Annotated in this window: 21 protein-coding genes; 12 read left to right on the top strand and 9 right to left on the bottom strand. The window is 65.6% G+C overall.

Annotated features, from left to right (window positions below):
• Positions 1-68 precede the first annotated feature (68 nt).
• The 3 genes from KUV65_RS17490 to KUV65_RS17480 all read right to left on the bottom strand — a co-directional run bounded on the left by KUV65_RS17490 (position 69) and on the right by KUV65_RS17480 (position 2398).
• Positions 69-755 carry a ceramidase domain-containing protein gene (locus tag KUV65_RS17490; protein ID WP_222192015.1) on the bottom strand — a complete coding sequence of 229 codons (687 nt, stop codon included), beginning with the start codon at positions 753-755 and terminating at the stop codon, positions 69-71.
• A gap of 4 nt (positions 756-759) precedes the next feature.
• Entirely contained in the window at positions 760-2046 is a 1287-nt protein-coding gene (locus KUV65_RS17485) for a homoserine dehydrogenase (RefSeq protein ID WP_222192014.1), read from the bottom strand.
• An 85-nt stretch (positions 2047-2131) separates the two neighbouring features.
• The gene (locus KUV65_RS17480) at positions 2132-2398 is read right to left on the bottom strand and encodes a hypothetical protein (RefSeq protein WP_222192013.1); all 267 of its coding nucleotides are present in this window, start codon (positions 2396-2398) and stop codon (positions 2132-2134) included.
• Positions 2399-2513: 115 nt separating this feature from the next.
• On the opposite strand from KUV65_RS17480, the gene KUV65_RS17475 reads away from it, so the two are divergent.
• Positions 2514-3095, top strand: a complete 582-nt coding sequence (locus KUV65_RS17475) for a TetR/AcrR family transcriptional regulator (protein ID WP_222192012.1) — start codon at positions 2514-2516, stop codon at positions 3093-3095.
• A 48-nt stretch (positions 3096-3143) separates the two neighbouring features.
• Positions 3144-3746 carry an NYN domain-containing protein gene (locus tag KUV65_RS17470; RefSeq protein WP_222192011.1) on the top strand — a complete coding sequence of 201 codons (603 nt, stop codon included), beginning with the start codon at positions 3144-3146 and terminating at the stop codon, positions 3744-3746.
• A gap of 42 nt (positions 3747-3788) precedes the next feature.
• Here KUV65_RS17470 and KUV65_RS17465 read toward each other — a convergent pair whose 3' ends face one another.
• Positions 3789-4835 carry a fatty acid desaturase gene (locus tag KUV65_RS17465; protein WP_222192010.1) on the bottom strand — a complete coding sequence of 349 codons (1047 nt, stop codon included), beginning with the start codon at positions 4833-4835 and terminating at the stop codon, positions 3789-3791.
• Positions 4836-5027: 192 nt separating this feature from the next.
• Positions 5028-6323, bottom strand: a complete 1296-nt coding sequence (gene glyA / locus KUV65_RS17460) for a serine hydroxymethyltransferase (protein WP_222192009.1) — start codon at positions 6321-6323, stop codon at positions 5028-5030.
• A 245-nt stretch (positions 6324-6568) separates the two neighbouring features.
• Between glyA and KUV65_RS17455 the strand changes: the two genes are divergently transcribed.
• Together KUV65_RS17455 and KUV65_RS17450 are read left to right on the top strand one after the other, a co-directional pair.
• Positions 6569-7336, top strand: a complete 768-nt coding sequence (locus tag KUV65_RS17455; protein ID WP_222192008.1) for an NAD kinase — start codon at positions 6569-6571, stop codon at positions 7334-7336.
• 68 nt (positions 7337-7404) lie between these two features.
• Entirely contained in the window at positions 7405-9684 is a 2280-nt protein-coding gene (locus KUV65_RS17450) for an NADP-dependent malic enzyme (protein WP_222192007.1), read from the top strand.
• Positions 9685-9750: 66 nt separating this feature from the next.
• Here KUV65_RS17450 and KUV65_RS17445 read toward each other — a convergent pair whose 3' ends face one another.
• Positions 9751-10002, bottom strand: coding sequence for a hypothetical protein (locus KUV65_RS17445; RefSeq protein ID WP_222192006.1), 252 nt, complete (start codon positions 10000-10002; stop codon positions 9751-9753).
• Positions 10003-10199: 197 nt separating this feature from the next.
• On the opposite strand from KUV65_RS17445, the gene prpE reads away from it, so the two are divergent.
• The 8 genes from prpE (at position 10200) to KUV65_RS17405 (ending at position 17894) form a co-directional block, all read left to right on the top strand.
• Entirely contained in the window at positions 10200-12089 is a 1890-nt protein-coding gene (gene prpE, locus KUV65_RS17440) for a propionate-CoA ligase PrpE (protein ID WP_222192005.1), read from the top strand.
• Between the two features lie 170 nt (positions 12090-12259).
• Positions 12260-12670 carry a cytidine deaminase gene (locus KUV65_RS17435; RefSeq protein WP_222192004.1) on the top strand — a complete coding sequence of 137 codons (411 nt, stop codon included), beginning with the start codon at positions 12260-12262 and terminating at the stop codon, positions 12668-12670.
• Entirely contained in the window at positions 12667-13977 is a 1311-nt protein-coding gene (locus KUV65_RS17430; protein ID WP_222192003.1) for a thymidine phosphorylase, read from the top strand. Before KUV65_RS17435 ends, KUV65_RS17430 begins: the two co-directional genes overlap by 4 nt.
• On the top strand, positions 13977-15185 hold the full coding sequence (locus KUV65_RS17425; protein ID WP_222192002.1) for a phosphopentomutase: 1209 nt from the start codon (positions 13977-13979) through the stop codon (positions 15183-15185). The genes KUV65_RS17430 and KUV65_RS17425 overlap by 1 nt, the downstream gene beginning before the upstream one ends.
• A 6-nt stretch (positions 15186-15191) precedes the next feature.
• A complete protein-coding gene (locus KUV65_RS17420) occupies positions 15192-15350 on the top strand; it encodes a hypothetical protein (RefSeq protein WP_222192001.1) in 159 nt (52 codons plus the stop codon).
• Positions 15347-16330: an adenosine deaminase gene (locus tag KUV65_RS17415; RefSeq protein WP_222192000.1), complete on the top strand. Its 984-nt coding sequence runs from the start codon at positions 15347-15349 to the stop codon at positions 16328-16330. The genes KUV65_RS17420 and KUV65_RS17415 overlap by 4 nt, the downstream gene beginning before the upstream one ends.
• Positions 16327-16959: a uracil phosphoribosyltransferase gene (gene upp, locus KUV65_RS17410; RefSeq protein ID WP_222191999.1), complete on the top strand. Its 633-nt coding sequence runs from the start codon at positions 16327-16329 to the stop codon at positions 16957-16959. Before KUV65_RS17415 ends, upp begins: the two co-directional genes overlap by 4 nt.
• Positions 16960-17114: 155 nt before the next feature.
• On the top strand, positions 17115-17894 hold the full coding sequence (locus KUV65_RS17405; RefSeq protein WP_222191998.1) for a hypothetical protein: 780 nt from the start codon (positions 17115-17117) through the stop codon (positions 17892-17894).
• 58 nt (positions 17895-17952) lie between these two features.
• Here the strand turns inward: KUV65_RS17405 and KUV65_RS17400 are convergent, their stop codons facing one another.
• From KUV65_RS17400 to KUV65_RS17390, 3 genes are all read right to left on the bottom strand, one after another.
• Positions 17953-18975 carry a hypothetical protein gene (locus KUV65_RS17400; protein ID WP_222191997.1) on the bottom strand — a complete coding sequence of 341 codons (1023 nt, stop codon included), beginning with the start codon at positions 18973-18975 and terminating at the stop codon, positions 17953-17955.
• An 85-nt stretch (positions 18976-19060) separates the two neighbouring features.
• Positions 19061-20695: an AMP-binding protein gene (locus tag KUV65_RS17395; RefSeq protein WP_308124725.1), complete on the bottom strand. Its 1635-nt coding sequence runs from the start codon at positions 20693-20695 to the stop codon at positions 19061-19063.
• 252 nt (positions 20696-20947) lie between these two features.
• On the bottom strand, positions 20948-22087 hold the full coding sequence (locus KUV65_RS17390) for a mandelate racemase/muconate lactonizing enzyme family protein (protein WP_222191996.1): 1140 nt from the start codon (positions 22085-22087) through the stop codon (positions 20948-20950).
• Positions 22088-22168 lie beyond the last annotated feature (81 nt).

The following is a 22168-nucleotide window of genomic DNA, read 5'->3' as shown; positions in this document are numbered from 1 at the left end:
ATCCTTGCATGAAACGGGCTTGGCCTCGGACTTACCCGCCGGGGCGCAAAGGGGCAAGGATGGGTGCGCTAACGTAGCCGCGCCAGTCCCCCGGTGCGCAGCAGCATCTGGAGAAGCAGGCCGATCATCACCCCGTTCAGCACATGCCACAGGAAATGCGTGCCAAGCGGCAGTGCTTCGCATAAATCGCGGTCAACGGTGCGCAGGATCAGCGACAGAACGAACACGCCCGTCGCAGCCAAAAGCCAGGGCGCGGCGGGATGGCTCCACCGCCAAGTGAGGAGGGTAAAGGTCGCTAGCGCCAAGAGCGCGGGGGCGTATTGCGCCGAGCCGTTCAAAGGGTCCGGCCCGGCAGGCTCGGTGCTGCCCTCGCCCATTGCCAGACGCGCGATCAGCACGGCCACCGTCACGACGGCCAGCGAGACACCGGCCACCCGCGCTGGCGGCATACCGCCGATATAGCGCATCCCGGCCAGGACGAAGGTCGCGACGAATGCCCAGATCGGGACAACATCGGCCAGCGCGGACCAGGTGTTGGCAAAGGTGTGAAACAGGAAGGATCCAACCCCGATCAGCCCGGCCAGTACGATCAGCAGCCATGCCACCCAGTGGCGGATGCCAAGCCGTGCCGCCGTCACCCCGCCCCAGATCGCCGCCGCGATGAAGGCAAGGTTCGACCATGCATTCCAAGGCTCGGCCCAGAACTCCGCGCCGACCCGTTCACAGTAGATGTCGACAGGGGCCAGCCAATCCATCGCCTCAGAGGTCGACGATGCGCAACGCCACAGGCTCGCCGACCATCACGCCGGTGCCGGGCAAGGCGGACAGGGCCGCGTCCAGATCGCCCCGCGCGGTCTTGTGCGTGACGATCAGAACCGGCGCGTTCTCGCCGGAATGATCGTATTGGCGCATGCGGTCGATCGAGATGCCGTTATTGCCCAGAACGGTCGCCACCTTGGCCAGCGCCCCGGGTTTGTCCAGAAGCTCCATCCGCAGGTAATAGCTCTCCGGTGCCTCGGCGGTTGCGGCGGGCGCGTGTTTCAGGCTTGTCGCCGGCTGGCCGAAGACCGGCAGGACGATCCCGCGCGCGATATCGCAGACATCGCCCATCACGGCGCTGGCGGTCGGGCCTTCGCCCGCGCCAGGGCCGCGCAGCACGATCTGCTCGACCGCGTCGCCTTCGATCACGACCATGTTCGTGCCGCCGACCAATTGCCCGATGGGCGACGTCGCGGGCACGAGGCAGGGGGTCATGCGCTGTTCCAGCCCTCGGCCGGTCATCTGCGCCACGCCCAAGAGCTTGATCTTGTAGCCGAGATCGCCCGCCTGCCGGATATCGTCGATGGAAATGCGACCGATGCCTTCCAGCGTCATGTCGTCGAAGGCGACCTGCGTGCCGAACGCGATGGAGGCGAGGATCGACAACTTGTGTCCCGCGTCGATGCCGCCCACGTCCAGTTCCGGGTCCGCCTCGAGGTAGCCAAGCCCGTCGGCCTCGGCAAAAGCCTCCTCGTAGGTGAGGCCGGCCAGTTCCATCCGGGTCAGGATGTAGTTGCAGGTGCCGTTCATCACGCCCATCACGCGGGTGATGGCGTTGCCGGCCAGCCCCTCGTGCAGGGCCTTGATGACGGGAATGCCGCCAGCCACCGCCGCCTCGTAGCGCAGGGCGACGCCCGCGGCTTCGGCCGCTTCGGCCATGGCCTGCCCGTGATGCGCCAGAAGCGCCTTGTTTGCCGTGACCACATGCTTGCCAGCGGCTAGCGCGGCCTCGGTTGCGGCCTTGGCAGGGCCATCCGAGCCGCCCATCAATTCGACGAAGACATCGACATCGTCACGGCGGGCGAGGGCGACCGGGTCATCCTCCCACGCGTAGGCCTTGAGCGAGACGCCGCGATCCTTGTCGCGCGACCGCGCGGATACCGCGCTGACCTCGATCGGGCGTCCGCAGCGCGCGGCCAGCAGGTCGGCTTGTCGCTGCACGATTTTCACGACGCCCGCGCCCACGGTGCCAAGCCCCGCGATGCCAAGGCGGATAGGGTCGGTCATGTGGGGTCTCCGGAATATCAGACAGGCACGATCCCGCATCTGTTAGCCGCTTCGCGCGGCGGGTTCAACGCGAGGCTGTCTCGGATCAGGAGATCGACATGCGGCGGAGTTGCGCGGCCCGGCGGCGCAGGTCTGCTGCGCGCGACTCGAGGCTTTGCCCCTCGGCGGCCGCGCTGCGCGGCAAAAGGGCGTCGACCTGGGCCAGAAGCGGGCCAAGCGGCACCAATTCGGGGTAGGGCGCGTTGCGCGATGCCTCCGTCAGCCGCGAGTCGAGATCGGGCATGCCACTGGAACAGGCCGCAAGCGCAAGCGCGGCGGCGGTCGAGAGGGCAAGGGGCAAGCGGCGTCGCATGCGCCAGAGGTAACCCCATGTGCCCGCGCAAGTCCAGCACGCAAGGCGATGCGGCGGCGCTTTCCGGTCGCCTTCGACAGTTGAATTGAACGTATGTTCAGATAATCTGGTGGACATGGCACGAAAACAGGGCTCTCACGCCGATATCACCGGCCCCAAGGTGCGCGACGCGGCGCTGCGCCTGTTCGCGCGGCACGGGTTTGCCGCCGTCTCGATGCGCCAGATCGCGGCCGAGGTCGGGGTGCAGGCCGGCGCGCTTTATCTCTACACGCCCGACAAGCAGGCGCTGCTGTTCGAATTGATGCGCGACCACATGGAAGAGCTTCTGGCCGACTGGCAGGCGCCCGATGCGCCGCCGACGGATCAGTTGGAGGATTTCGTGCGCCACCACATCCGGTTCCATCTCGACCGGCCGGAACTCGTTTTCATCGCCTATATGGAATTGCGCAATCTCACGCCCGAGAATTTCGCCGTGATCGAGGGCCTGCGTCGGGACTACGAGGACCGGCTCGAGGCGATCCTGCGCGCGGGACAACAAAGCGGCGTGTTCGCGGTGCCCGATACCAAGCTCGCCACGATGGCGCTGATCGCCATGCTGACCGGCGTCACCACGTGGTATCGCGAAGGCGGACGGCTGAACCGCGCCGCGGTCGAGGGCATCTATTGGGACATGGTCCGCAAGGCCGTGGCGGCTTGAGGCGGATAGCGGCTTGGCGCTGGTCGTGCCCTGCGCTACGCCTTCCACATGATCGTGCCGCTCTTCCTCCTGATCCTGTCGCTGGCCGGTGTCGCGGCCGCGGTCCTCGTGCCCGAGTTCTCTGACCTACTGCTGATCGCTGCTCCGTCTGCTGTCGCAAGCCTTTTCCTCCTCCTCAAGGCATGGCGTGGACGCCCCGATGCCGGGGGGGCGACGAAGTATATCGTGATCGACGGCTCCAACGTCATGCATTGGGCCAATGGAGAACCAAGCATCGAACCGGTGCAGGACGTCGTGCGACATCTCAAGCGCCTTGGCTTCACACCGGGCGTCATCTTCGACGCGAATGCGGGCTACCTGCTGTCCGGGCGCTATCAGCATGACCAGGAATTCGAGAAACTCCTCGGGCTGAAGCGTGATCGCGTGATGGTCGTGAACAAGGGCGAACCGGCGGACCCGACGATTCTGCAGGCTGCGCAGGACATGAACGCCCGCGTCGTCACGAATGATCGTTACCGGGATTGGGCCGACCAGTTTCCGTCAATCCGGCAGCCGGGGTTCCTGGTGCGCGGTGGATTTTCGGAGGGCCGCCTCTGGCTCAATCTCGACCCGTCCCGTGAAGAGACTTTGGCAGGAAAGCGACGGCGCTGACGACCGGGCAGCCGAGGCAAAATCCATGGTATTGCCGGGAGATCATGCGCCGCTGACCACCGGCCGGTGTCGAGCCTCGCGCGGGAAGGGGACCAGTCTTTCCTGCTCCTCGTCCCAGAGCTTCAGCGTGAAGGACCGCAGCGCCTCGGCCCAGCCGATGGTCTGCACCTCGTATTTCTCGCGCAGGGCGCGGTGGCAGGCCCGCAGGCGATAGCTGGGGATATTGGCGTTGAAATGGTGGATGTCGTGATAGGTGATGTTCGCCACGGCAAGGTCGAACCACCATCCCAGATCGAGCGCAGACGACCCCTGTAGCGCGGCCCGGGCCGGGTTCAAATCGGGTTTACGGTCCCACCACGTGTCCTCGAAATTGTGCTGAAGGTAGACGAGGAACACGCCGATGCAGCCGGCAATGAAAACGGTGGCCGCGTAGATCGCCATCGCTGGCCAGCCCCCCAGAAGCCACAGCAGGGCGACCCATGCGACCAGACCCGCGTTGTGCAGCAGAACTCCGCGCGCATCGACCGTTCCCGCGTTCTTCGGCCAGCGATAAGCGAGCACGTAGGTAAACAGCCCCCCGATCGGGATCATGATCAACGGGTTTCGGTAGATCCGGTAGTAGAGGCGCCGCCACGGTCCGGCCTCATTCCATTCCCGAACCGTCAGCGTCAGGATCTCGGTCGTGTCACGCTCATCCAGGTTTCCCAGATGCGAGTGGTGCTGATTGTGATTGTGCTTCATCACCCGGTAGGGCGTCAGCGTGAAAACCGAAAGCGCATGCCCCGCAAGGTCGTTCGCATGCTTGGATGTGAACAGCGATCCATGCCCGCAATCATGCTGGAGCACGTAGAGCCGCACGCCAGCCATGGCGTTGATCAAGACCAGCGGGGCGATCAGCCACCATGTCGGCCACAAGGCCACGGCGGCCCAAAGAGTCAGGAAATAAACGGCAAAGGTCGCGAGATAACTCAGGCTAGCCAGCCGGTCGTCGCGCGCGGTCCAGTCGCGGACAAAGGCCCGGATCTCGCGCTCGGCTTCTTGCCTGTATTCGAGGGTAATCTGGGGTCGGTTGGGCGAATCGGCAGTCATGGCATCGGTCTCGGTCCAAGGACAGATCATCGCTGGGCGCGCGCATACGTCTCCCAGCTACCGTCCACCTAGACGCGCACCTTGCCCCTGCAAGGTGACATGCATTTGAAAGCCCTGCAAGAAAACGCCGCCCAACGCAAAGGCGTGGGCGGCGAATGGCCTGTCACGACTGGCGCGGGTGCGCCGTGTGCGTCAGAGATGGGGATAGATCGGGAAACGCCCGCAGAGTTCCAGCACTTCCGATTTCACCTTGTCCTCGACGGCGCCGTTGCCGTCCTCGCCATTGGCGGCAAGCCCATCGACCACCTCGGTGATCCAGCGCCCGATCTGGCGGAACTCTTCTTCCGAGAAACCGCGCGTCGTGCCTGCGGGGCTGCCGAGGCGGATACCGCTGGTGATCATCGGCTTTTCCGTGTCGAAGGGAATGCCGTTCTTGTTGCAGGTGATATGCGCGCGGCCGAGGGCTTTCTCGGTCGCGTTGCCCTTCACGCCCTTGGGACGCAGGTCCACCAGCATCAGGTGCGTATCGGTGCCGCCGGTCACGATATCAAGGCCGCCCTGCATCAGCTGATCGGCCAGCGCCTGCGCGTTCTTGATGACCTGGGTCTGGTAGTCCTTGAACTCGGGGCGCAGCGCCTCGCCGAAGGCCACGGCCTTGCCCGCGATCACGTGCATCAGAGGTCCGCCCTGGATGCCGGGGAAGATGGCCGAGTTGACCTTTTTTGCGATGTCCTCGTCATTGGTCAGGATCATGCCGCCGCGCGGACCGCGCAGGGTCTTGTGCGTGGTGGTCGTCGCCACATGCGCATGGGGGAAGGGCGAGGGGTAGTGCCCCGAGGCCACGAGCCCTGCGAAATGCGCCATGTCCACCAGCAGGTAGGCGCCGACCGTATCGGCAATCTCGCGCATGCGGGCGAAATCTATGATGCGCGGAATGGCCGAGCCGCCGGCTATGATCATTTTCGGCTGATGCTCGGCTGCAAGGGCTGCGATCTGGTCGTAGTCGATTTCCAGGTCGCTTTCGCGCACGCCGTATTGCACGGCGTTAAACCACTTGCCCGACTGGTTCGGCTTGGCGCCATGGGTCAGGTGACCACCGGCATCGAGGCTCATGCCCAAGATCGTGTCGCCCGGCGTCAGAAGTGCCGTGAACACGCCCTGGTTGGCCTGGCTGCCCGAGTTGGGCTGCACATTGGCGAAGCCGCAGTTGAACAACTGCTTGGCGCGGTCGATGGCGAGGTTCTCTGCGATATCGACGAACTGGCACCCGCCGTAGTAGCGGCGGCCTGGATATCCTTCGGCATACTTGTTCGTCATCACCGAACCCTGCGCCTCCATCACGGCGGCGGAGGTGATGTTCTCGCTGGCGATCAGTTCGATCTCGTCGCGCTGGCGGCCCAGCTCCTTCTGGATCGCGTCGAAGATCTCGGCGTCGCGGGTCTCAAGGCTTTCGGTGAAGAAACCTTCGTCACGGTGAGAGGCGTTCATGGTCATCCTCCTTTCGAGGGGTGGCAGCGGGGCCGCGCCGCAGGGCGGGGCCAATTGCCGCTTGGTTTAGGGCATGGGGTCGGTGCGGGGAAGGGCGGAAAGCGGTGATAAATGACGCGGGAGCGTCACGATGACGGCGACGATCCTGTGCCGCTGTCCATCATCCGGGATTGAGTTTCGGGCCTGCCCGCGCGATGGTCCGACCGTCACACGGCCCGGCAGGGCAGAAAACCCGGAGGTGCCGGATGCCCGCGGCCCGCAATATCGCCTTTCTGGCCTCGGACACGCCCCTCGCGCAGGACGCCAAGGCGCGCCTGACCGCGCGTTACGGCGATTTCGCCCCGGAAGAGGCCGATGTCATCGTGGCGCTTGGGGGCGACGGGTTCATGCTGGCGACCCTGCACGCCACGCAGCAGATCGAGGCCCCGGTTTACGGCATGAACCGCGGCACCGTTGGCTTCCTGATGAACGAATACCGCGAAGACGGGCTGATTGACCGGCTGGAGGCCGCCGAGGAAGAGGTCATCAACCCGCTGCACATGCGTGCGATCGCCGTGGATGGCACCGCCCACGAGGCGCTGGCCATCAACGAGGTCAGCCTGCTGCGCGCCGGCCCGCAGGCCGCAAAGCTCAAGATCTATGTCGACGGGCGCCTGCGGATGGAGGAACTGGTCTGCGATGGCGCGCTTGTCTGCACGCCCGCCGGGTCCACCGCTTACAACTACTCGGCCCACGGGCCCATCTTGCCCATCGGGTCCGACGTGCTGGCCATCACCGCCGTCGCCGCCTTTCGCCCCCGGCGCTGGCGCGGCGCGCTGCTGCCTAAAAGAGCAGTTGTGCGGATCGAGGTGATCGACCCCGACAAGCGGCCCGTGATGGCCGATGCCGACAGCCGCGCGGTCAGCGACGTCGCCTCGGTCGAGGTCAGGTCCGAGCCGGACGTCGCGCATCGGATCCTGTTCGATCCGGGTCACGGGCTGGAGGAACGCCTGATCCGCGAGCAGTTCGTCTGAGGCTCGGCGTCTCTGGTCCGCCGCGCAGAGATGGTTTAAGGCTAAACTATCCAGACCGGAGGGACATCATGAGCGAAGAAAAACACGAGGCCCTGCGCGCCGCCGCGCTGTTTTATCACGAGCATCCTCGCCCCGGGAAACTGGAGATCCGCGCCACCAAGCCGCTGGCCAACGGGCGCGACCTGTCGCGCGCCTACAGCCCCGGCGTGGCCGAGGCCAGCCTTGAAATCAAGGCCGATCCGGTCAACGCCGCCCGCTACACCTCGCGCGGGAATCTCGTTGCCGTCGTCTCGAACGGCACGGCGGTTCTCGGGCTTGGCAATATCGGTGCGCTGGCGTCCAAGCCGGTGATGGAGGGCAAGGCCGTCCTCTTCAAGAAATTCGCGAATATCGATTGCTTCGACCTGGAGATCAACGAACCGGACCCCGAGAAGCTGGCCGACATCGTCTGCGCGCTGGAGCCGACCTTCGGGGCCATCAATCTCGAAGACATCAAGGCGCCGGATTGTTTCATCGTTGAACGGCTGTGCCGCGAGCGGATGAACATCCCGGTGTTCCATGACGACCAGCACGGCACAGCCATCGTCGTCGGCGCCGCGGCCACCAACGCGCTTCGGGTCGTCGGCAAGAAATTCGAGGATATCAAGCTTGTCTCGACGGGCGGCGGCGCGGCAGGGATCGCGTGCCTGAACATGCTGCTCAAGCTCGGCCTCAAGCGCGAGAATGTCTGGCTCTGCGATATCGACGGGCTGGTCTATCACGGGCGCGAGGTCGGCATGACCCCGCAGAAGGCCGAGTATGCGCAAGGGGCCGAACCCAAGAGCCTCGACGAGGTGATCGAAGGCGCGGACATGTTCCTTGGCCTGTCGGGCCCCGGCGTGCTGACGCCCGAGATGGTGAGCAAGATGACGGACCGCCCTGTCGTCTTCGCCTTGGCAAACCCCACGCCGGAAATCCTGCCCGACGAGGTTCGCACGGTTGCGCCAGATGCCGTTATCGCCACGGGGCGCAGCGATTTTCCGAACCAGGTCAACAACGTCCTGTGTTTCCCCTTCATCTTTCGCGGCGCGCTGGATGTCGGTGCGACCGAGATCAACGACGCCATGCAGATCGCCTGCATCGAGGGCATCGCGGCGCTGGCCCGGGCCACGACCAGTGCCGAGGCGGCGGCAGCCTATGCCGGTGAACAACTGACCTTCGGGCCGGAATACCTGATTCCCAAACCCTTCGACCCGCGCCTGATCGCCGTCGTCGCCGGGGCCGTGGCCGAGGCCGCGATGAAATCGGGGGTCGCCACGCGACCGCTGGACGACCTCGGGGCCTATCGCGACCGGTTGAACCAGTCTGTCTTCCGCTCTGCGCTGATCATGCGCCCGGTGTTCGAGGCGGCGTCCGGCACCTCGCGCCGGATCGTGTTCTGCGAGGGCGAAGACGAACGCGTGCTCCGGGCCGCGCAGGCCATGCTGGAGGAGACGACGGACAAGCCGATCCTGATCGGCCGCCCCGAAGCCATCGACCTGCGGATCGAACGGGCGGGCCTGACGGTGCGGCCGGGCATCGATTTCGAACTGGTGAACCCGGAAAACGACCCCCGCTACCGCGATTATTGGGGCACCTATCACGAGGTGATGCAGCGCCGCGGTGTCACCCCTGACCTCGCCCGCGCCATCATGCGCACCAACACCACCGCCATCGGCGCTGTCATGGTTCATCGCGACGAGGCGGATTCGCTGATCTGCGGCACCTTCGGCCAGTATCTCTGGCACCTGAATTACGTGTCGCAGCTTCTTGAAACGCCCGACCTGACGCCCGTCGGCGCGCTCAGCCTGATGATCCTTGAAGATGGTCCGCTGTTCGTGGGCGACACGCAGGTGCACCCCGTGCCCAGCCCCGAGCAGATCGCCGAAACGGTCTGTGCCACGGCGCGTCACATCAAGCGCTTCGGGGTCGAGCCGCAGATCGCGCTGTGTTCGGGCAGCCAGTTCGGCAATCTCGAAAGCGACAGTGGACGCCGGATGCGCGCCGCGCTCGACATTCTCGATTCACAGCCACGCTCGTTCACTTACGAAGGCGAAATGCACGTCGATAGTGCGCTGGACCCCGAGTTGCGCGAACGGATCTTCCCCAATTCGCGGCTGAATGGCCCCGCGAATGCGCTGATCTTCGCGTCGACCGATGCGGCAGGTGCCACGCGAAACACGTTGAAAGCCAAGGCAGGTGGTCTGGAAGTTGGTCCCATTCTCATGGGGATGGGCAACCGCGCGCATATCGTGACACCATCGATCACCGCGCGCGGTCTTCTGAACATCTCGGCGCTCGCCGGGACGCCCGTGGCCCATTACGGCTGAGGGGGAGGAGAGTCCTCAGCCGTTACAGCGTCCATCCAGAGAGGAGCCTGAATGGACGCAACGGGATTACCCGAGGGTGATGCGCACCAGCGTGATGAACATCAGCGCGGTCGCGGCCAGCCCGACGAAGATCAGGGCGGGGTAGCCGAACATCAGAACCGCCGAGGCGATGGCCGCCACGATCCCGAAGATGGCGGCGAAGGCGTTGTCGACGGGGCCGTCGACGACCTCGCGCGCCATGCGGCCGATGACCGGCAGACGATAGGTGACATGGCGGGTGATCCACCGCTGCTGCGGGGCGTCGGGCATGGTTGTCATTGATAATCTCCTGTTCGCTGCCGCCACATATACGAAGTATTGAATGTGATGCGAGGGGCGGGGTGTCGCACTGCGACGATTAGACGGTGTTCCAATGTATACGTTAGCGCTCTCATGTCGTTTGGGGGTCTCGTAATTGCGCGAGGCGCCAATTAAACGATAGGAAATTACCGACCCGGAGGAGGAGGGACAGCATCATGGCCTACGGTGACATTTACGAGGCCGCCAAGCGCGACCCCGAAGCATTCTGGATGGAGGCGGCAAAGGGCATCGATTGGGACGTCCAGCCGTCCAAAGCCCTCTTCGACGAGAACGCACCGCTTTACGAGTGGTATGCCGATGGCAAGCTGAACGCCTGCTGGAACGCCGTGGACCGCCACGTCGAGGCCGGGCATGGCGATCGCACCGCGATCATCTACGACAGCCCCGTCACCCATACGAAACGCGAGATGACCTTCGTCGAATTGCGCAACCGCGTCGCGACGCTGGCCGGGGCCCTTCGCGCGAAGGGTGTCGAAAAGGGGGACCGGGTCATCATCTACATGCCGATGATCCCGGAGGCGCTCGAGGCGATGCTGGCCTGCGCCCGTCTCGGTGCCATTCACTCGGTCGTTTTCGGCGGGTTCGCCTCGCATGAGCTCGCGGTGCGCATCGACGACTGCAAACCGAAATGCATCATCGCCGCATCCTGCGGGATCGAGCCTGGCCGGGTCGTCCACTACAAGCCGCTTCTCGACGGTGCGCTCGAACAATCGACTCACCAGCCGGATTTCTGCGTCGTCTACCAGCGTGAACAGGAGGTTGCCCATCTCGAAGAGGGGCGGGACGTCAATTGGCACGGCTTCCAGTACGGCGTCGAACCGGCGGATTGCGTTCCGGTCGAGGGCAACCACCCGCTCTACATCCTCTATACCTCCGGAACGACAGGGCAGCCCAAGGGGGTCGTGCGCCACACGGGCGGCCATTCCGTCGCGCTGAACTGGACGATGCGCAACCTCTACGACATGAACCCCGGCGAGGTTTTCTGGGCCGCCTCCGATGTCGGATGGGTCGTGGGCCACAGCTATATCTGTTACGGCCCGCTGACCTTTGGATGCGCGACTGTCGTGTTCGAGGGCAAGCCCGTGGGCACCCCCGATGCCGGGACCTTCTGGCGTGTGATCCAGGATCACAAGGTGCGCTGCCTCTTTACCGCGCCGACGGCGTTCCGCGCGATCAAGCGTGACGATCCGACCGGCAGCCTCGTGGGCGACTACGACCTCTCCAGCCTGCGGTCCCTGTTCCTCGCTGGCGAACGGGCCGACCCGGACACGATCGAGTGGGCGCAGGACAAGCTGGGCGTGCCGGTGATCGACCACTGGTGGCAGACGGAAACCGGCTGGGCCATCGCGGGCAACCCACTCGGGATCGAGAAGCTGCCGGTCAAGATCGGCTCCCCCTCGGTGGCGATGCCGGGATATGACGTGTGCATCCTCGACGAAGGTGGCCACCCGATGAAACCCGGCGAGTTGGGCGCCATCGCGGTCAAGCTGCCGCTGCCACCTGGCACGCTGCCCACCCTGTGGGAGGCGGAAGAGCGGTTCCGCAAGGCGTACCTCACCCATTTCCCGGGCTATTACGAGACCGGCGATGCCGGCATGATCGACGAGGACGGATACCTCTACATCATGGCGCGCACCGATGACGTCATCAATGTCGCGGGCCACCGCCTGTCGACCGGCGCGATGGAAGAGGTTCTGGCGGCCCATGCGGATGTGGCCGAATGCGCCGTGATCGGCGTGACCGATACGCTGAAAGGGCAGCTTCCGATGGGCTTCCTCTGCCTGAACAAGGGCGCTGAAACGACCCCGGAGCAGGTGGTCAAGGATTGCGTGAAGATGGTGCGCGACCAGATCGGCCCGGTCGCCGCCTTCAAGCTGGCGGTCGTGGTTGATCGTCTGCCCAAGACCCGCTCGGGCAAGATCCTGCGTGGCACGATGGTCAAGATCGCCGATGGCGAGGACTTCAAGATGCCCGCGACGATCGACGATCCCGCCATCCTCGACGAGATCGCCGAGGCCGTGAAGCCGCTGGGTTACGGCAAGTGACCTGAAGTTGCGGCAGTCGTCCGCCCCGGGCGCAGCCATCGCAGCCAAACTCGAAAGTCGGCCCTCGGGCCGGCTTTTTGCTGCCGCCGGGGGAGGGTGGTCTTCGTCTTGCGCTTGAGGATACACCGCTCCACACTGTGGCTCAGCGGTTGCGTGAACGGAGGCGCCCCATGTCAGAAATCTTGGTCGAGGCAGCGGATATCGTGCGCGCAAAGGCCTATGCGCCCTACTCGAATTTCCAGGTCGGGGCCGCCATCCGCTCGGTCGAGGGGAATGTTCACCTGGGCTGCAACGTGGAGAATGTCGCCTATCCCGAGGGCACCTGCGCCGAGGCCGGGGCCATCGCCGCGATGATCGCTTCGGGCGACACGAGGATCGCCGAGATTGCCGTGATCGCCCAAGCCTCCGCGCCCGTGCCGCCCTGCGGCGGGTGTCGCCAGAAGATCGCGGAATTTGCCTCGGGCGACGTGGTCGTGACCATGGCGACGACGTCAGGCGAGACCTTGTCCATGACCGTGGCCGAGCTGCTTCCGGGCCGGTTCGATGCAGGCCATATGGATGCGTCCGAGGCCCGCACGTGACCGACGCCCGCGCCATTCTCGCCAAGCTGCGCGACGGGATCCATCCGACCGAGGCGGAGTTGTTCTGGTTCGCCAATGGGCTTGCCTCCGGCGAGGTGACGGACGCGCAAGCCGGCGCCTTTGCCATGGCGGTCTGCACCAAGGGGCTGGGCAAGGCGGGCCGCGTGCAGCTGACCACAGCGATGCGGGAAACGGGCGATGTCCTGAAATGGGATCTCGACGGCCCGGTGGTCGACAAGCACTCCACCGGTGGCGTGGGCGATGCGGTCTCGTTGCTGCTGGCCCCGGCGCTCGCGGCCTGCGGCGCCTTCGTGCCGATGATCTCGGGGCGCGGGCTTGGTCATACCGGGGGCACGCTCGACAAGCTCGAAGCGATCCCGGGCTACCAGACGCAGGTCTCCATCGAGGACCTGCAAGAGATCGTGGCCGATATCGGCTGCGCCATCGTGGGCGCAAGCGCCGATATCGCGCCCGCCGACAAGCGCCTCTATGCCATCCGCGACGTGACCGGCACGGTGGAGTCGATCGACCTGATCACCGCCTCGATCCTCTCCAAGAAACTGGCGGCGGGGCTGGAATCCCTTGTCCTCGACGTGAAGGTCGGCTCGGGTGCCTTCATGGCCGACCCGGCCGATGCGCTGGCCTTGGCCCAATCCCTTGTCAGCACGGCGCAAGGCGCGGGCTGCATGACCTCGGCGCTGGTTACGGACATGAACCAGCCGCTGGCGCGCACCGCCGGCAATGCGCTTGAGGTGATCGAGGTGATGGAGGCCCTGACCGGGGGCGACACCGAATCCGACCTTGCCCGCATCACCATCGCGCTTGGCGGCGAGGTGCTGGCGCTTGGCGGGTTGGCCGCCGATGCCGCCGACGGGGAAGGGCGGATCGCCTCCGTTCTGGCCGATGGACAGGCCGCGGAAATCTTCGGGGAAATGGTCGCCATCCTGGGCGGTCCGGCGGATTTCACGGAACGTTGGAGTGACAGGCTGCCGGCGGCGCCGGTGATGCTGGACGTGCATCCGGGGGAAAGCGGGGTGGTCGCAGCAATCGATACGCGCGCCTTGGGCGAGGCGGTCGTGCATCTGGGCGGCGGGCGTCTGAAGCAGACCGACCGGGTGGACCCCGCGGTGGGCCTCTCTGCCATTGCGCGGCTCGGCGACGAGGTCGATGCGCAGACGCCGCTGTTGCGCATCCATGCGGCCAGCGAAGAGGCGGGCCGCGCCGTCGCGGCCAGCCTGCGCGGGGCTTTCGAATTGTCCGACAGCGCGCCGGATCTTCCGCCGCTGATCCACGAAAGGATCGGGTGATGCCCCGTGCGTTTCTCGTTGTGATGGACAGCGTCGGGATCGGCGGCGCGCCCGATGCAGACGACTTCTTCAACGGTGACCGGCCCGATACCGGTGCGAACACAGTCGGGCATATCGCAGCGGCCTGCGCCGAGGGGCAGGCCGAAGAGGGGCGCAGCGGGCTTTTGCACCTGCCGCATCTCGACGCGCTGGGGCTGGGTGCGGCGCTCAGGCTGGCCTCTGGCGCACGGGGCGAGGGGCTCGACGCCGACCCGGTCGGCCTGTGGGGCGCGGCGCAAGAGATCAGCGCAGGCAAGGACACGCCCTCGGGCCACTGGGAACTGGCCGGTCTGCCCGTGCCGTGGGAGTGGAGCTATTTCCCCGACACGACGCCGGCCTTCCCCGAGGATATCGTCGAAGAAACGAAGCGTCTGGCTGGCACCGACGGGATCCTCGGCAATTGCCATGCCAGCGGCACCGAGATCATCGCGCGCCTTGGCGCGGAGCATCAACGCACCGGTTGGCCGATCTGCTATACCTCGGCCGATAGCGTTTTCCAGATCGCCGCGCATGAAGAAAGCTTCGGCTTGGACCGCCTGCTGACGCTGTGCGAGGGCCTTGCGCCGATGCTGCATGACCGCCGCGTGGGCCGCGTGATCGCCCGACCTTTCGTCGGCGAACCGGGCAGCTATGCCCGGACCGGCAACCGCCACGATTACGCGATGACGCCGCCTGCACCGACCCTGCTGGACTGGGCGCAAAGTGCTGGGCGCAAGACCATCGCCATCGGCAAGATCCGCGACATCTTTGCCGGGCAGGGGGTCGACGAAGTGCTGAAAGGCGATGACCGGACCTTGATGGACCACCTCGCCACCAGCGTCGACTCAGCCCCGGATGGCAGCCTGACCTTCGCCAATTTCGTCGAGTTCGACAGCCTGTATGGCCATCGCCGCGACGTGTCGGGCTATGCGCGCCATCTCGAATGGTTCGACGCCGCCATCGGCCCTGTTCTGGCGGCGATGCGGCCCGATGACCTGATGATCCTGACCGCAGATCATGGCAATGACCCGACATGGAGCGGCACCGACCACACCCGCGAAAGGGTGCCCGTGCTTGCCAAGGGGCCCTATTCGGGGCAGATCGGCATCCGCGCCTTTGCCGATGTCGCGGCCTCGGTCGCGGCGCATATGGGCATCCCGGCCGAGGGACCCGGCACCAGTTTTCTGTGAGGGCTCATGACCTCTGAACAAATTTATTTCGTGATGACCTTCGTGGTGGTCACGCTGGCCGTGCGCTACATAGGCCCGCTGATCGGACGCCCGCGCACGCCGTGGCGCGGCGCGATCCTGTTCGGGTTCATCATCGCGTTCATCGGATGGGTGATCGGCGCATGAGAGAGATCCCGAAGGTCGAGCTTCACCTCCATCACGAGGGCGCCGCACCGCCTGCCTTCATCCGTGGCCTGGCCAAGGAAAAGGGCGTCGACCTGTCCGGCATTTTCCGCGAGGACGGCAGCTATGCTTTCCGCGATTTCGTGCATTTCCTGAGCGTCTACGAGGCCGCGACCAGCGTTCTGACCAGCCCCGAGGATTACGCCCGCCTGACCCGCGCCGTGCTGGAGGAAAGCGCCGCCAACGGTGTCGTCTATTCCGAAACCTTCCTCAGCCCCGATTTCTGCGGCGGTGGGGATGTCGATGCGTGGCGCGACTACCTCGCCGCGATCCGCGAGGCCGCCGAGGAGGCCGAGCGCGACTTCGGCATCACGCTGCGCGGTATCGTCACCTGCATCCGTCATTTTGGCCCCGAGGCAGCGAAGCCCATCGCGCTCTGCGCCGCCGAAACGGTGGGCGACTGGCTGACGGGCTTTGGGATGGCGGGCGACGAGATGAAGGGGAAACCCGCCGATTTCACCTGGGCTTTCGACTGTGCCCGCGAGGCCGGGCTGCGGCTGACCGTGCATGCCGGGGAATGGGGCGGGGCGAAATCGGTCCGCGATGCGCTGGTGGCGCTCCGGCCCGAGCGGATCGGCCACGGGGTGCAGTCGATCGACGACCTCGCGCTGGTCGATGACCTGGCCGAGCAGGGGATCGTTCTGGAATGCTGCCCGGGGTCGAACGTGGCGCTCGGGGTCTATCCGGGCTGGTCCGCCCACCCGATCCAGCGCTTGCGTGACCGCGGCGTGAAGGTCACGGTTTCCACCGACGACCCGCCGTTTTTCCATACCACCATGACGGCGGAATACGAAAACCTTGCCGCCACCTTTGGTTGGGGCGAAGAGGATTTCGCCGAGATCAACGCAAATGCCATCGACGCGGCCTTTTGCGACGAGGCCACGAAAGACAAGATCCGCAAGAAACTGGGGGACAGGACATGACCGAACATCTCACCGTGGTCGAGCATCCGCTCGTGCAGCACAAGCTGACCTTGATGCGCGAGAAGGACACCTCGACCAAGACCTTCCGCCAGCTTCTGCGCGAGATTGCGCATCTTCTGGCCTACGAGGTGACGCGCGAGTTGCCGATGACGACCAAGACGATCGACACGCCGCTTTGCCCGATGGACGCGCCGATGATCGAGGGCAAGAAACTCGCCCTGATCTCGATCCTGCGGGCAGGCAACGGGCTGCTCGACGGGATCCTCGACCTTGTGCCGGCGGCCCGTGTGGGCTTCGTCGGCCTCTATCGCGACCCCGAGACGCTGCAACCGGTGAAGTACTACTTCAAGGTGCCTGACGCGCTGGAAGAACGGATCACCATTGTCGTCGATCCGATGCTGGCCACCGGCAATTCCTCCGCAGCCGCAATCGACATGCTGAAAGAGGCCGGAGCCAAGAACATCCGCTTCCTCTGCCTGCTGGCCGCGCCCGAAGGGGTGGCCCGGATGAAGGAAGCGCACCCAGATGTGCCCATCGTGACGGCGTCGCTGGACGACCACCTGAACGACCATGGCTATATCGTGCCTGGCCTCGGCGATGCAGGCGACAGGATGTATGGAACCAAATAATCGTTGTTGCGCCTTTACTTGAGGTAAGTGTTGCGCCACTCTCGGGCCAGCAAACCTGGGGGTCTTGCATGCGGATTAACCAGATCGTCCGCGCCACCGTCTTCGGCTGTGCAGCAGCTGTGGCGGCAACAGGCGCATCTTTTGCACAACAGACCGTGCCAGCGGAAACCCCGCCGAGCAGCTACAGCGGTGAGCAATACGTGGACAGCCAAGGCTGCGTCTTCGTGCGCGTCGGCTATGGCAGCGCCACCGAATGGGTGCCGCGCGTCGGGCGCGACCGACGCCAGCTGTGCGGTTACCAGCCGACGCGCGTGGCCGGTGCGGGCCCTGCTCCGGGCAGCGTCGATCCGGCCAATCCCGGCCCGGGTGTCACCGTGATCGGCGGTCCCGCGACGGCTGTTGCCGCTGTGTCGCCTGCCACACCGCCCGCAACCGTGCCAACGGCCGCACAGCCCCGCACGGTGATCCGGCAAACTCCCGCAGCGGTGTCGACGCCCGGTATCCGTGTTCTGCCAGCTCCCACCGCCACGGCCCCGGCAGCCGCCCGCCCGGCAACGCCAACGCCGCCGCCCACCGAGGTGCGCACCACATGCCCGGGTTTGACCGGCCTGACCGCGCAGTACCTGTCCGGCCCCGGCGTACGCTGCGGCCCGCAAGCCGTTCATCCAGGCGATGCGGCGCGCGGCATCGACCGCGCGGGCGCGGCCCTGAACCCTGCCTCGTATAACGGCCAGACCCTCAGTTCGACCGGCCACCTGCCCGCGCGCATCGTTCCGCCGCCAGCACCGGAAAGGGTTATCCCCGAGGGCTACGTGCAGGTCTGGGATGATGGCCGGATCAACCCGCTGCGCGGTATTCGCCACGTCTCCGGTGAGGCCGAGATGGCCATGGTCTGGACCGACACGGTGCCTCGGCGTCTGGTCGCCGCCGAATAGGCGCGGCACGGGAGTTAGCCCCTGATCCCTTGTGCCGTGCCTACGGGCAGTGCCGCGATCAGCCTCCTGAGCAGATCTCCTGCAAGCTGACCCACCGGTCATCGGGCAGGAGCGGGGTGGCGCCTGAGGTCCGCATCGGGTCTGCCTCGATCAGGCCGAGGACTGTCTCGCCCGACACGTCCCGCGCGAAGGCGTAAGGCTGTGTCGAGAGATTGGCAGCGGCAAAGCGCGCGACGAGTGTCGCCTCGTCGACCGGTGGTTGGGGCCGGCTGAGCAACGTGACTGCATGGGCGGCGAGGGCGTCATCGGCGATCTCCCCCGTCGTGAGAAGGCGGAAGGTTACGACCAAGCCCACATCCTCAAGCAGCGTCTGGATCGGGTCGCTTGCTTGTCGACGCACGTCCTCTGCCAAAAGAAACCCGGCGAGCACCTCGGGTGTTTCAAAATCCTCGACCAGCGCGGCGGAGGCGACGATCAGGTTGCCCGGCAAGGCGATGGTGTCGGGGATCGTGGCCGGAAGGAGGATCACGCCCGGAACGCGCGTGCCCTGGAAAACCCGGTTGGTCAGGTCTTGCAGCGCGGCGCGCCCGCGGGCCGCAGTGCAGGGGCGACCGGCCAGCCGGGTGATCTCATCGAGGAGGGCTTCCCCGATTTCGGCGCGCTTGGCTTGCGGCAGAAGCGAGACCGTCTGCCGGGTCAACGCCTCGGGCAGCCAGAAAAGCGCCAAGGCCATCGCCCCGACCCCGATCGTCGCGCTGAGCAGCCACCTGAGCCGCCCTGGATGTGGACCGGACCGGCGGATCGCGGTCAGGACCTTTTCGAGGGCCTCGATCATGTCGGGGTCTTCGAGTTCCAACTGCTCGGTGCTGTCCGCGCCGGGTGCGTAAAGCGCGGGCACCCGACCCGGGTTCTTGCGCTCGATCGCTGGAAGCGACCAATGCGTCAGCGCTGTTTCGGACGGGGTCGAGATCACAAGCGTCGCATCGCCGAGCGAGACCACGACCTCGCGGCGCTGGTCGGCGGGGCTTTCACGCCACAGGCCAAGGGCCTCGAGCCGCCGATATTGCTCCAGCGCGGTCATGGACGCCTGTCATCCTGCTCATCGTTCTTTGTCAAACAGGATAACCGCTTACCCGGTTTTGCTCAACGCGTGATCGGACACGCCCCTACAACGCGGCGGCCGCTTTGCGCAGTTCGAATTTCTGGACTTTCCCGGTCGAGGTCTTGGGCAGTTCCTGGAACACCACGTGCTTGGGCGTCTTGAACCCGGCAAGGCGCTGGCGGACGAAATCGATCAACTCCTGCTCGGTCGCCTCGGCACCGTCTTTCAGCTCAACAAAGGCGCAAGGGACCTCGCCCCATTTGTCATCGGGCTTGGCCACGACGGCCGACAGCAGGACCGCAGGGTGATGCATCAATGCGCCTTCCACCTCGACCGAGCTGACATTCTCGCCGCCCGAGATGATGATGTCCTTGGCGCGGTCGGCGATCTGCACGTAGGTGTCGGGGTGCTGCATGGCGATATCGCCGGTGTGGAAATAGCCGCCGCGGAACGCCTCGCGGGTGGCGCGGGGGTTCTTGTAATAGCCCTTCATCACCGCGTTGCCGCGCATCATGATTTCGCCAAGCGCCGCGCCGTCCATCGGGATCTGCTCCATGTGCTTGGGCTCCATCACCGTGATGTGGTCCATCTGCGGCATGGGCACGCCTTGGCGCGCCTTGACCATGGCACGGTCGGCCCCCTCCAGAACATCCCAGACCCCATCCTTGAAGGTGCATTCGGTGGCCGGGCCATAGGTCTCGGTCAGGCCGTAGACCTGCGTGATGTTGAAGCCCATCGTCTCGATGGCCGCGAGGGTCGCCGCGGCGGGCGGGGCGCCGGCGGTAAAGACCTCGACCGTGTGGTCGAAGTCCCGGCGCTCTTCGTCCTTGGCGTTGACGATCATGTTCAGCACGATCGGCGCACCGCCGAAATGGGTCACGCCCTCATCCGCGATGGCGTCGTAGATGTTCCTGGCCGTGATCTCGCGGCAGCAGACGGTGGTGCCGCCCACCACGGGCATGGTCCAGACATGGCACCAGTTGTTGCAGTGGAAAAGCGGCACGATGGTCAGGTATGTCGGGTAGAGCGTCATGCGCCACGAAATCGGCGTCCCCATCGAGATGAGATACGCCCCGCGATGGTGATAAACGACCCCCTTGGGCCGCCCCGTGGTGCCCGAGGTATAGTTCAGCGCGATGGATTCCCATTCGTCCTGCGGCATGATCCATTCGAACTCGGGGTCGCCCTCGGCCAGCAATTGCTCGTAGGTCACGTGCCGGCCGCTGGCGTGATAGCCCGCCGCCTCGTCCGGCACCTCGACGATCAGGGGCAGGTCTTCGGCCTCCATCTCCTTCATCGCCGCTTCGACCGTGCCGAGGAATTGGGTGTCGCACAGGATCACCTTCGCCTCGCCATGGTCGAGGATGTAGCTGATCGTGCCGATATCGAGACGGATATTGATCGAGTTGAGGATCGCGCCACAGGCGGGCACGCCGAAATGCGCCTCGACATGCGGATAGGTGTTGGGAAGCACCGTGGCCACCACATCGCCCGGATGCACGCCGCGCCGCGCCAGGGCGGAGGCAAGTCGCGTCACCCGCGACATGTGCTCTGCATAGGTGGTGCGAAAGGACCGGTCGACGACAGCCGTGCGGTTGGCGAAGATCTGCGCCGCGCGTTTCAGGTGGGACAGCGGCGTCAGCGGCACGAAATTCGCCGCGCGTCTCTCAAGCCCGGTTTCGTCCTTCATCCAGCCCATGGCCAACCTCCCTCTTGCGCAAGAATCTGAGGAAAGACATGGCAAGCCGCGCAAGAAAAGGAAAGGGGGATTGGCCTGCGCAGCCGGACTTGCCGGAGTATGGAGTGCCAAGGACGGAAAAAAGCCCGCCCACGCGACTTGGGGACCGTGCGCGGGCGGGCAGATCGGGCCGGGAGAACGACCCGACCGAAGGGATATGGGTGATACGGATCGCGGGCGGGTTTCCGTCGAACTTTTTTCGCGCCGAGTGTCTCAGGACAGACGGCACCGCGCCAAGGCATCCTCGTCAGGTGTCCACCCGAACCCGGGTGCATCGGGCACAGGCTGAAACCCGTCTTGCGCCTGCGCCATGTCTGGCATCAGCAACCGCACGATCCGCGCCTGCGCCCGGTGCAATTCGATGGCGCCCGTCTGCATCGCGCCGCACATCCAGTGCAGGTTCACAAGGTCCCAGCCGCCCGCCGGGGACACGGCCCGTCCGTGGGTGACGGCCGCCTGCGCTGCCGACACCGCCGCGGCAAGGCCGCCCGCGAAAACCGCGTTGGGTTGGATGACATCGACGCCCGCCTCGATGAGCAGTTCGAACCGCTCGCCGCTCTGCTCCATCTGGCCAGCCCCCAGTGGAATGCCCTGCCTCTCGGACAGCCGCCGCAGGGCGTGGCGGTCGTTGCGATGCACGGGTTCTTCCAGCCAGGTGAGGTTCAGGTCTTCGACAAGGCCGCAGAAGGTCAGTGCAGTCTCGAGGTCCATGCCGCAATTCGCGTCGGCGATCAGCTCGGCCTTGGGACCGATCGCCTCGCGCACGGCACGCAGGCGCGCGGCATCCTCCTCCGGGCCGCGCCCCTTGGCGGCAATCAGGACCTTCACGCCCCGCGCGCCCATCGCGATCTCTTCGGCGCAAACGGATACCAAGTCGTCGGTATCGAGGGCCGGAAAGCCGCAGGTCACGTGCACCGGTGCCGCGCCTCTCTGGCCGCCCAGCAATGCCGACACGCTGTGTCCGGCCTGCTTGCCGGCCATGTCGGACAGGGCGACCTCCAGCGCCGACAGGGCGGAGACGACGACACCCGTCATCCCGCGTGGGTTCAGCACCCGGGCGAGGTCCGCCATGAGCTCTGAAAGCAGGACGTCTCCCGACCGATCCGCGAGGGCATCCGAAATCGCCCCGTTGAGCAGATGCGCCACTTCAGCCGCGAGGAACCGACCCGTGAACCCATCGCCGGTGACACCATCGGCATCGGTGACGCGCACCCGCACGAAGGTAAAGCTGTCCGCCCCCGTATAAGGCGCCGGATCACCCGGCGCTGCCCCGGCGCGATGCACATGAGCCGCCACCCGAAACGGGCCACGCAAGCTGGCCTCCACGCCATGCCACTCCTGTTTGGCTGTCATTTGAGGCCCTCCCGTTTCTGCGCCGCGCGTGCCCGCCGATCATCTGGCATGACCGGTGAGGGAGCAACCGACATGGGGAAT

The sequence above is a fragment of the Maritalea mobilis genome, from assembly GCF_019800885.1.
Lineage (GTDB): Bacteria > Pseudomonadota > Alphaproteobacteria > Rhodobacterales > Rhodobacteraceae > Roseibacterium > Roseibacterium beibuensis.
Note: the sequence above shows the minus strand (reverse complement) of the source record. Positions and strands in the feature narration are given on the sequence as shown.

What these genes read in the sequence shown, in the direction of transcription:
- KUV65_RS17490 (WP_222192015.1), bottom strand. Translation starts at nt 755, where the DNA reads ATGGATTGGCTGGCCCCTGTCGACATCTACTGTGAACGGGTCGGCGCG.
- KUV65_RS17485 (WP_222192014.1), bottom strand. Translation starts at nt 2,046, where the DNA reads ATGACCGACCCTATCCGCCTTGGCATCGCGGGGCTTGGCACCGTGGGC.
- KUV65_RS17480 (WP_222192013.1), bottom strand. Translation starts at nt 2,398, where the DNA reads ATGCGACGCCGCTTGCCCCTTGCCCTCTCGACCGCCGCCGCGCTTGCG.
- KUV65_RS17475 (WP_222192012.1), top strand. Translation starts at nt 2,514, where the DNA reads ATGGCACGAAAACAGGGCTCTCACGCCGATATCACCGGCCCCAAGGTG.
- KUV65_RS17470 (WP_222192011.1), top strand. Translation starts at nt 3,144, where the DNA reads ATGATCGTGCCGCTCTTCCTCCTGATCCTGTCGCTGGCCGGTGTCGCG.
- KUV65_RS17465 (WP_222192010.1), bottom strand. Translation starts at nt 4,835, where the DNA reads ATGACTGCCGATTCGCCCAACCGACCCCAGATTACCCTCGAATACAGG.
- glyA (WP_222192009.1), bottom strand. Translation starts at nt 6,323, where the DNA reads ATGAACGCCTCTCACCGTGACGAAGGTTTCTTCACCGAAAGCCTTGAG.
- KUV65_RS17455 (WP_222192008.1), top strand. Translation starts at nt 6,569, where the DNA reads ATGCCCGCGGCCCGCAATATCGCCTTTCTGGCCTCGGACACGCCCCTC.
- KUV65_RS17450 (WP_222192007.1), top strand. Translation starts at nt 7,405, where the DNA reads ATGAGCGAAGAAAAACACGAGGCCCTGCGCGCCGCCGCGCTGTTTTAT.
- KUV65_RS17445 (WP_222192006.1), bottom strand. Translation starts at nt 10,002, where the DNA reads ATGACAACCATGCCCGACGCCCCGCAGCAGCGGTGGATCACCCGCCAT.
- prpE (WP_222192005.1), top strand. Translation starts at nt 10,200, where the DNA reads ATGGCCTACGGTGACATTTACGAGGCCGCCAAGCGCGACCCCGAAGCA.
- KUV65_RS17435 (WP_222192004.1), top strand. Translation starts at nt 12,260, where the DNA reads ATGTCAGAAATCTTGGTCGAGGCAGCGGATATCGTGCGCGCAAAGGCC.
- KUV65_RS17425 (WP_222192002.1), top strand. Translation starts at nt 13,977, where the DNA reads ATGCCCCGTGCGTTTCTCGTTGTGATGGACAGCGTCGGGATCGGCGGC.
- KUV65_RS17420 (WP_222192001.1), top strand. Translation starts at nt 15,192, where the DNA reads ATGACCTCTGAACAAATTTATTTCGTGATGACCTTCGTGGTGGTCACG.
- KUV65_RS17415 (WP_222192000.1), top strand. Translation starts at nt 15,347, where the DNA reads ATGAGAGAGATCCCGAAGGTCGAGCTTCACCTCCATCACGAGGGCGCC.
- upp (WP_222191999.1), top strand. Translation starts at nt 16,327, where the DNA reads ATGACCGAACATCTCACCGTGGTCGAGCATCCGCTCGTGCAGCACAAG.
- KUV65_RS17400 (WP_222191997.1), bottom strand. Translation starts at nt 18,975, where the DNA reads ATGACCGCGCTGGAGCAATATCGGCGGCTCGAGGCCCTTGGCCTGTGG.
- KUV65_RS17395 (WP_308124725.1), bottom strand. Translation starts at nt 20,695, where the DNA reads ATGGGCTGGATGAAGGACGAAACCGGGCTTGAGAGACGCGCGGCGAAT.
- KUV65_RS17390 (WP_222191996.1), bottom strand. Translation starts at nt 22,087, where the DNA reads ATGACAGCCAAACAGGAGTGGCATGGCGTGGAGGCCAGCTTGCGTGGC.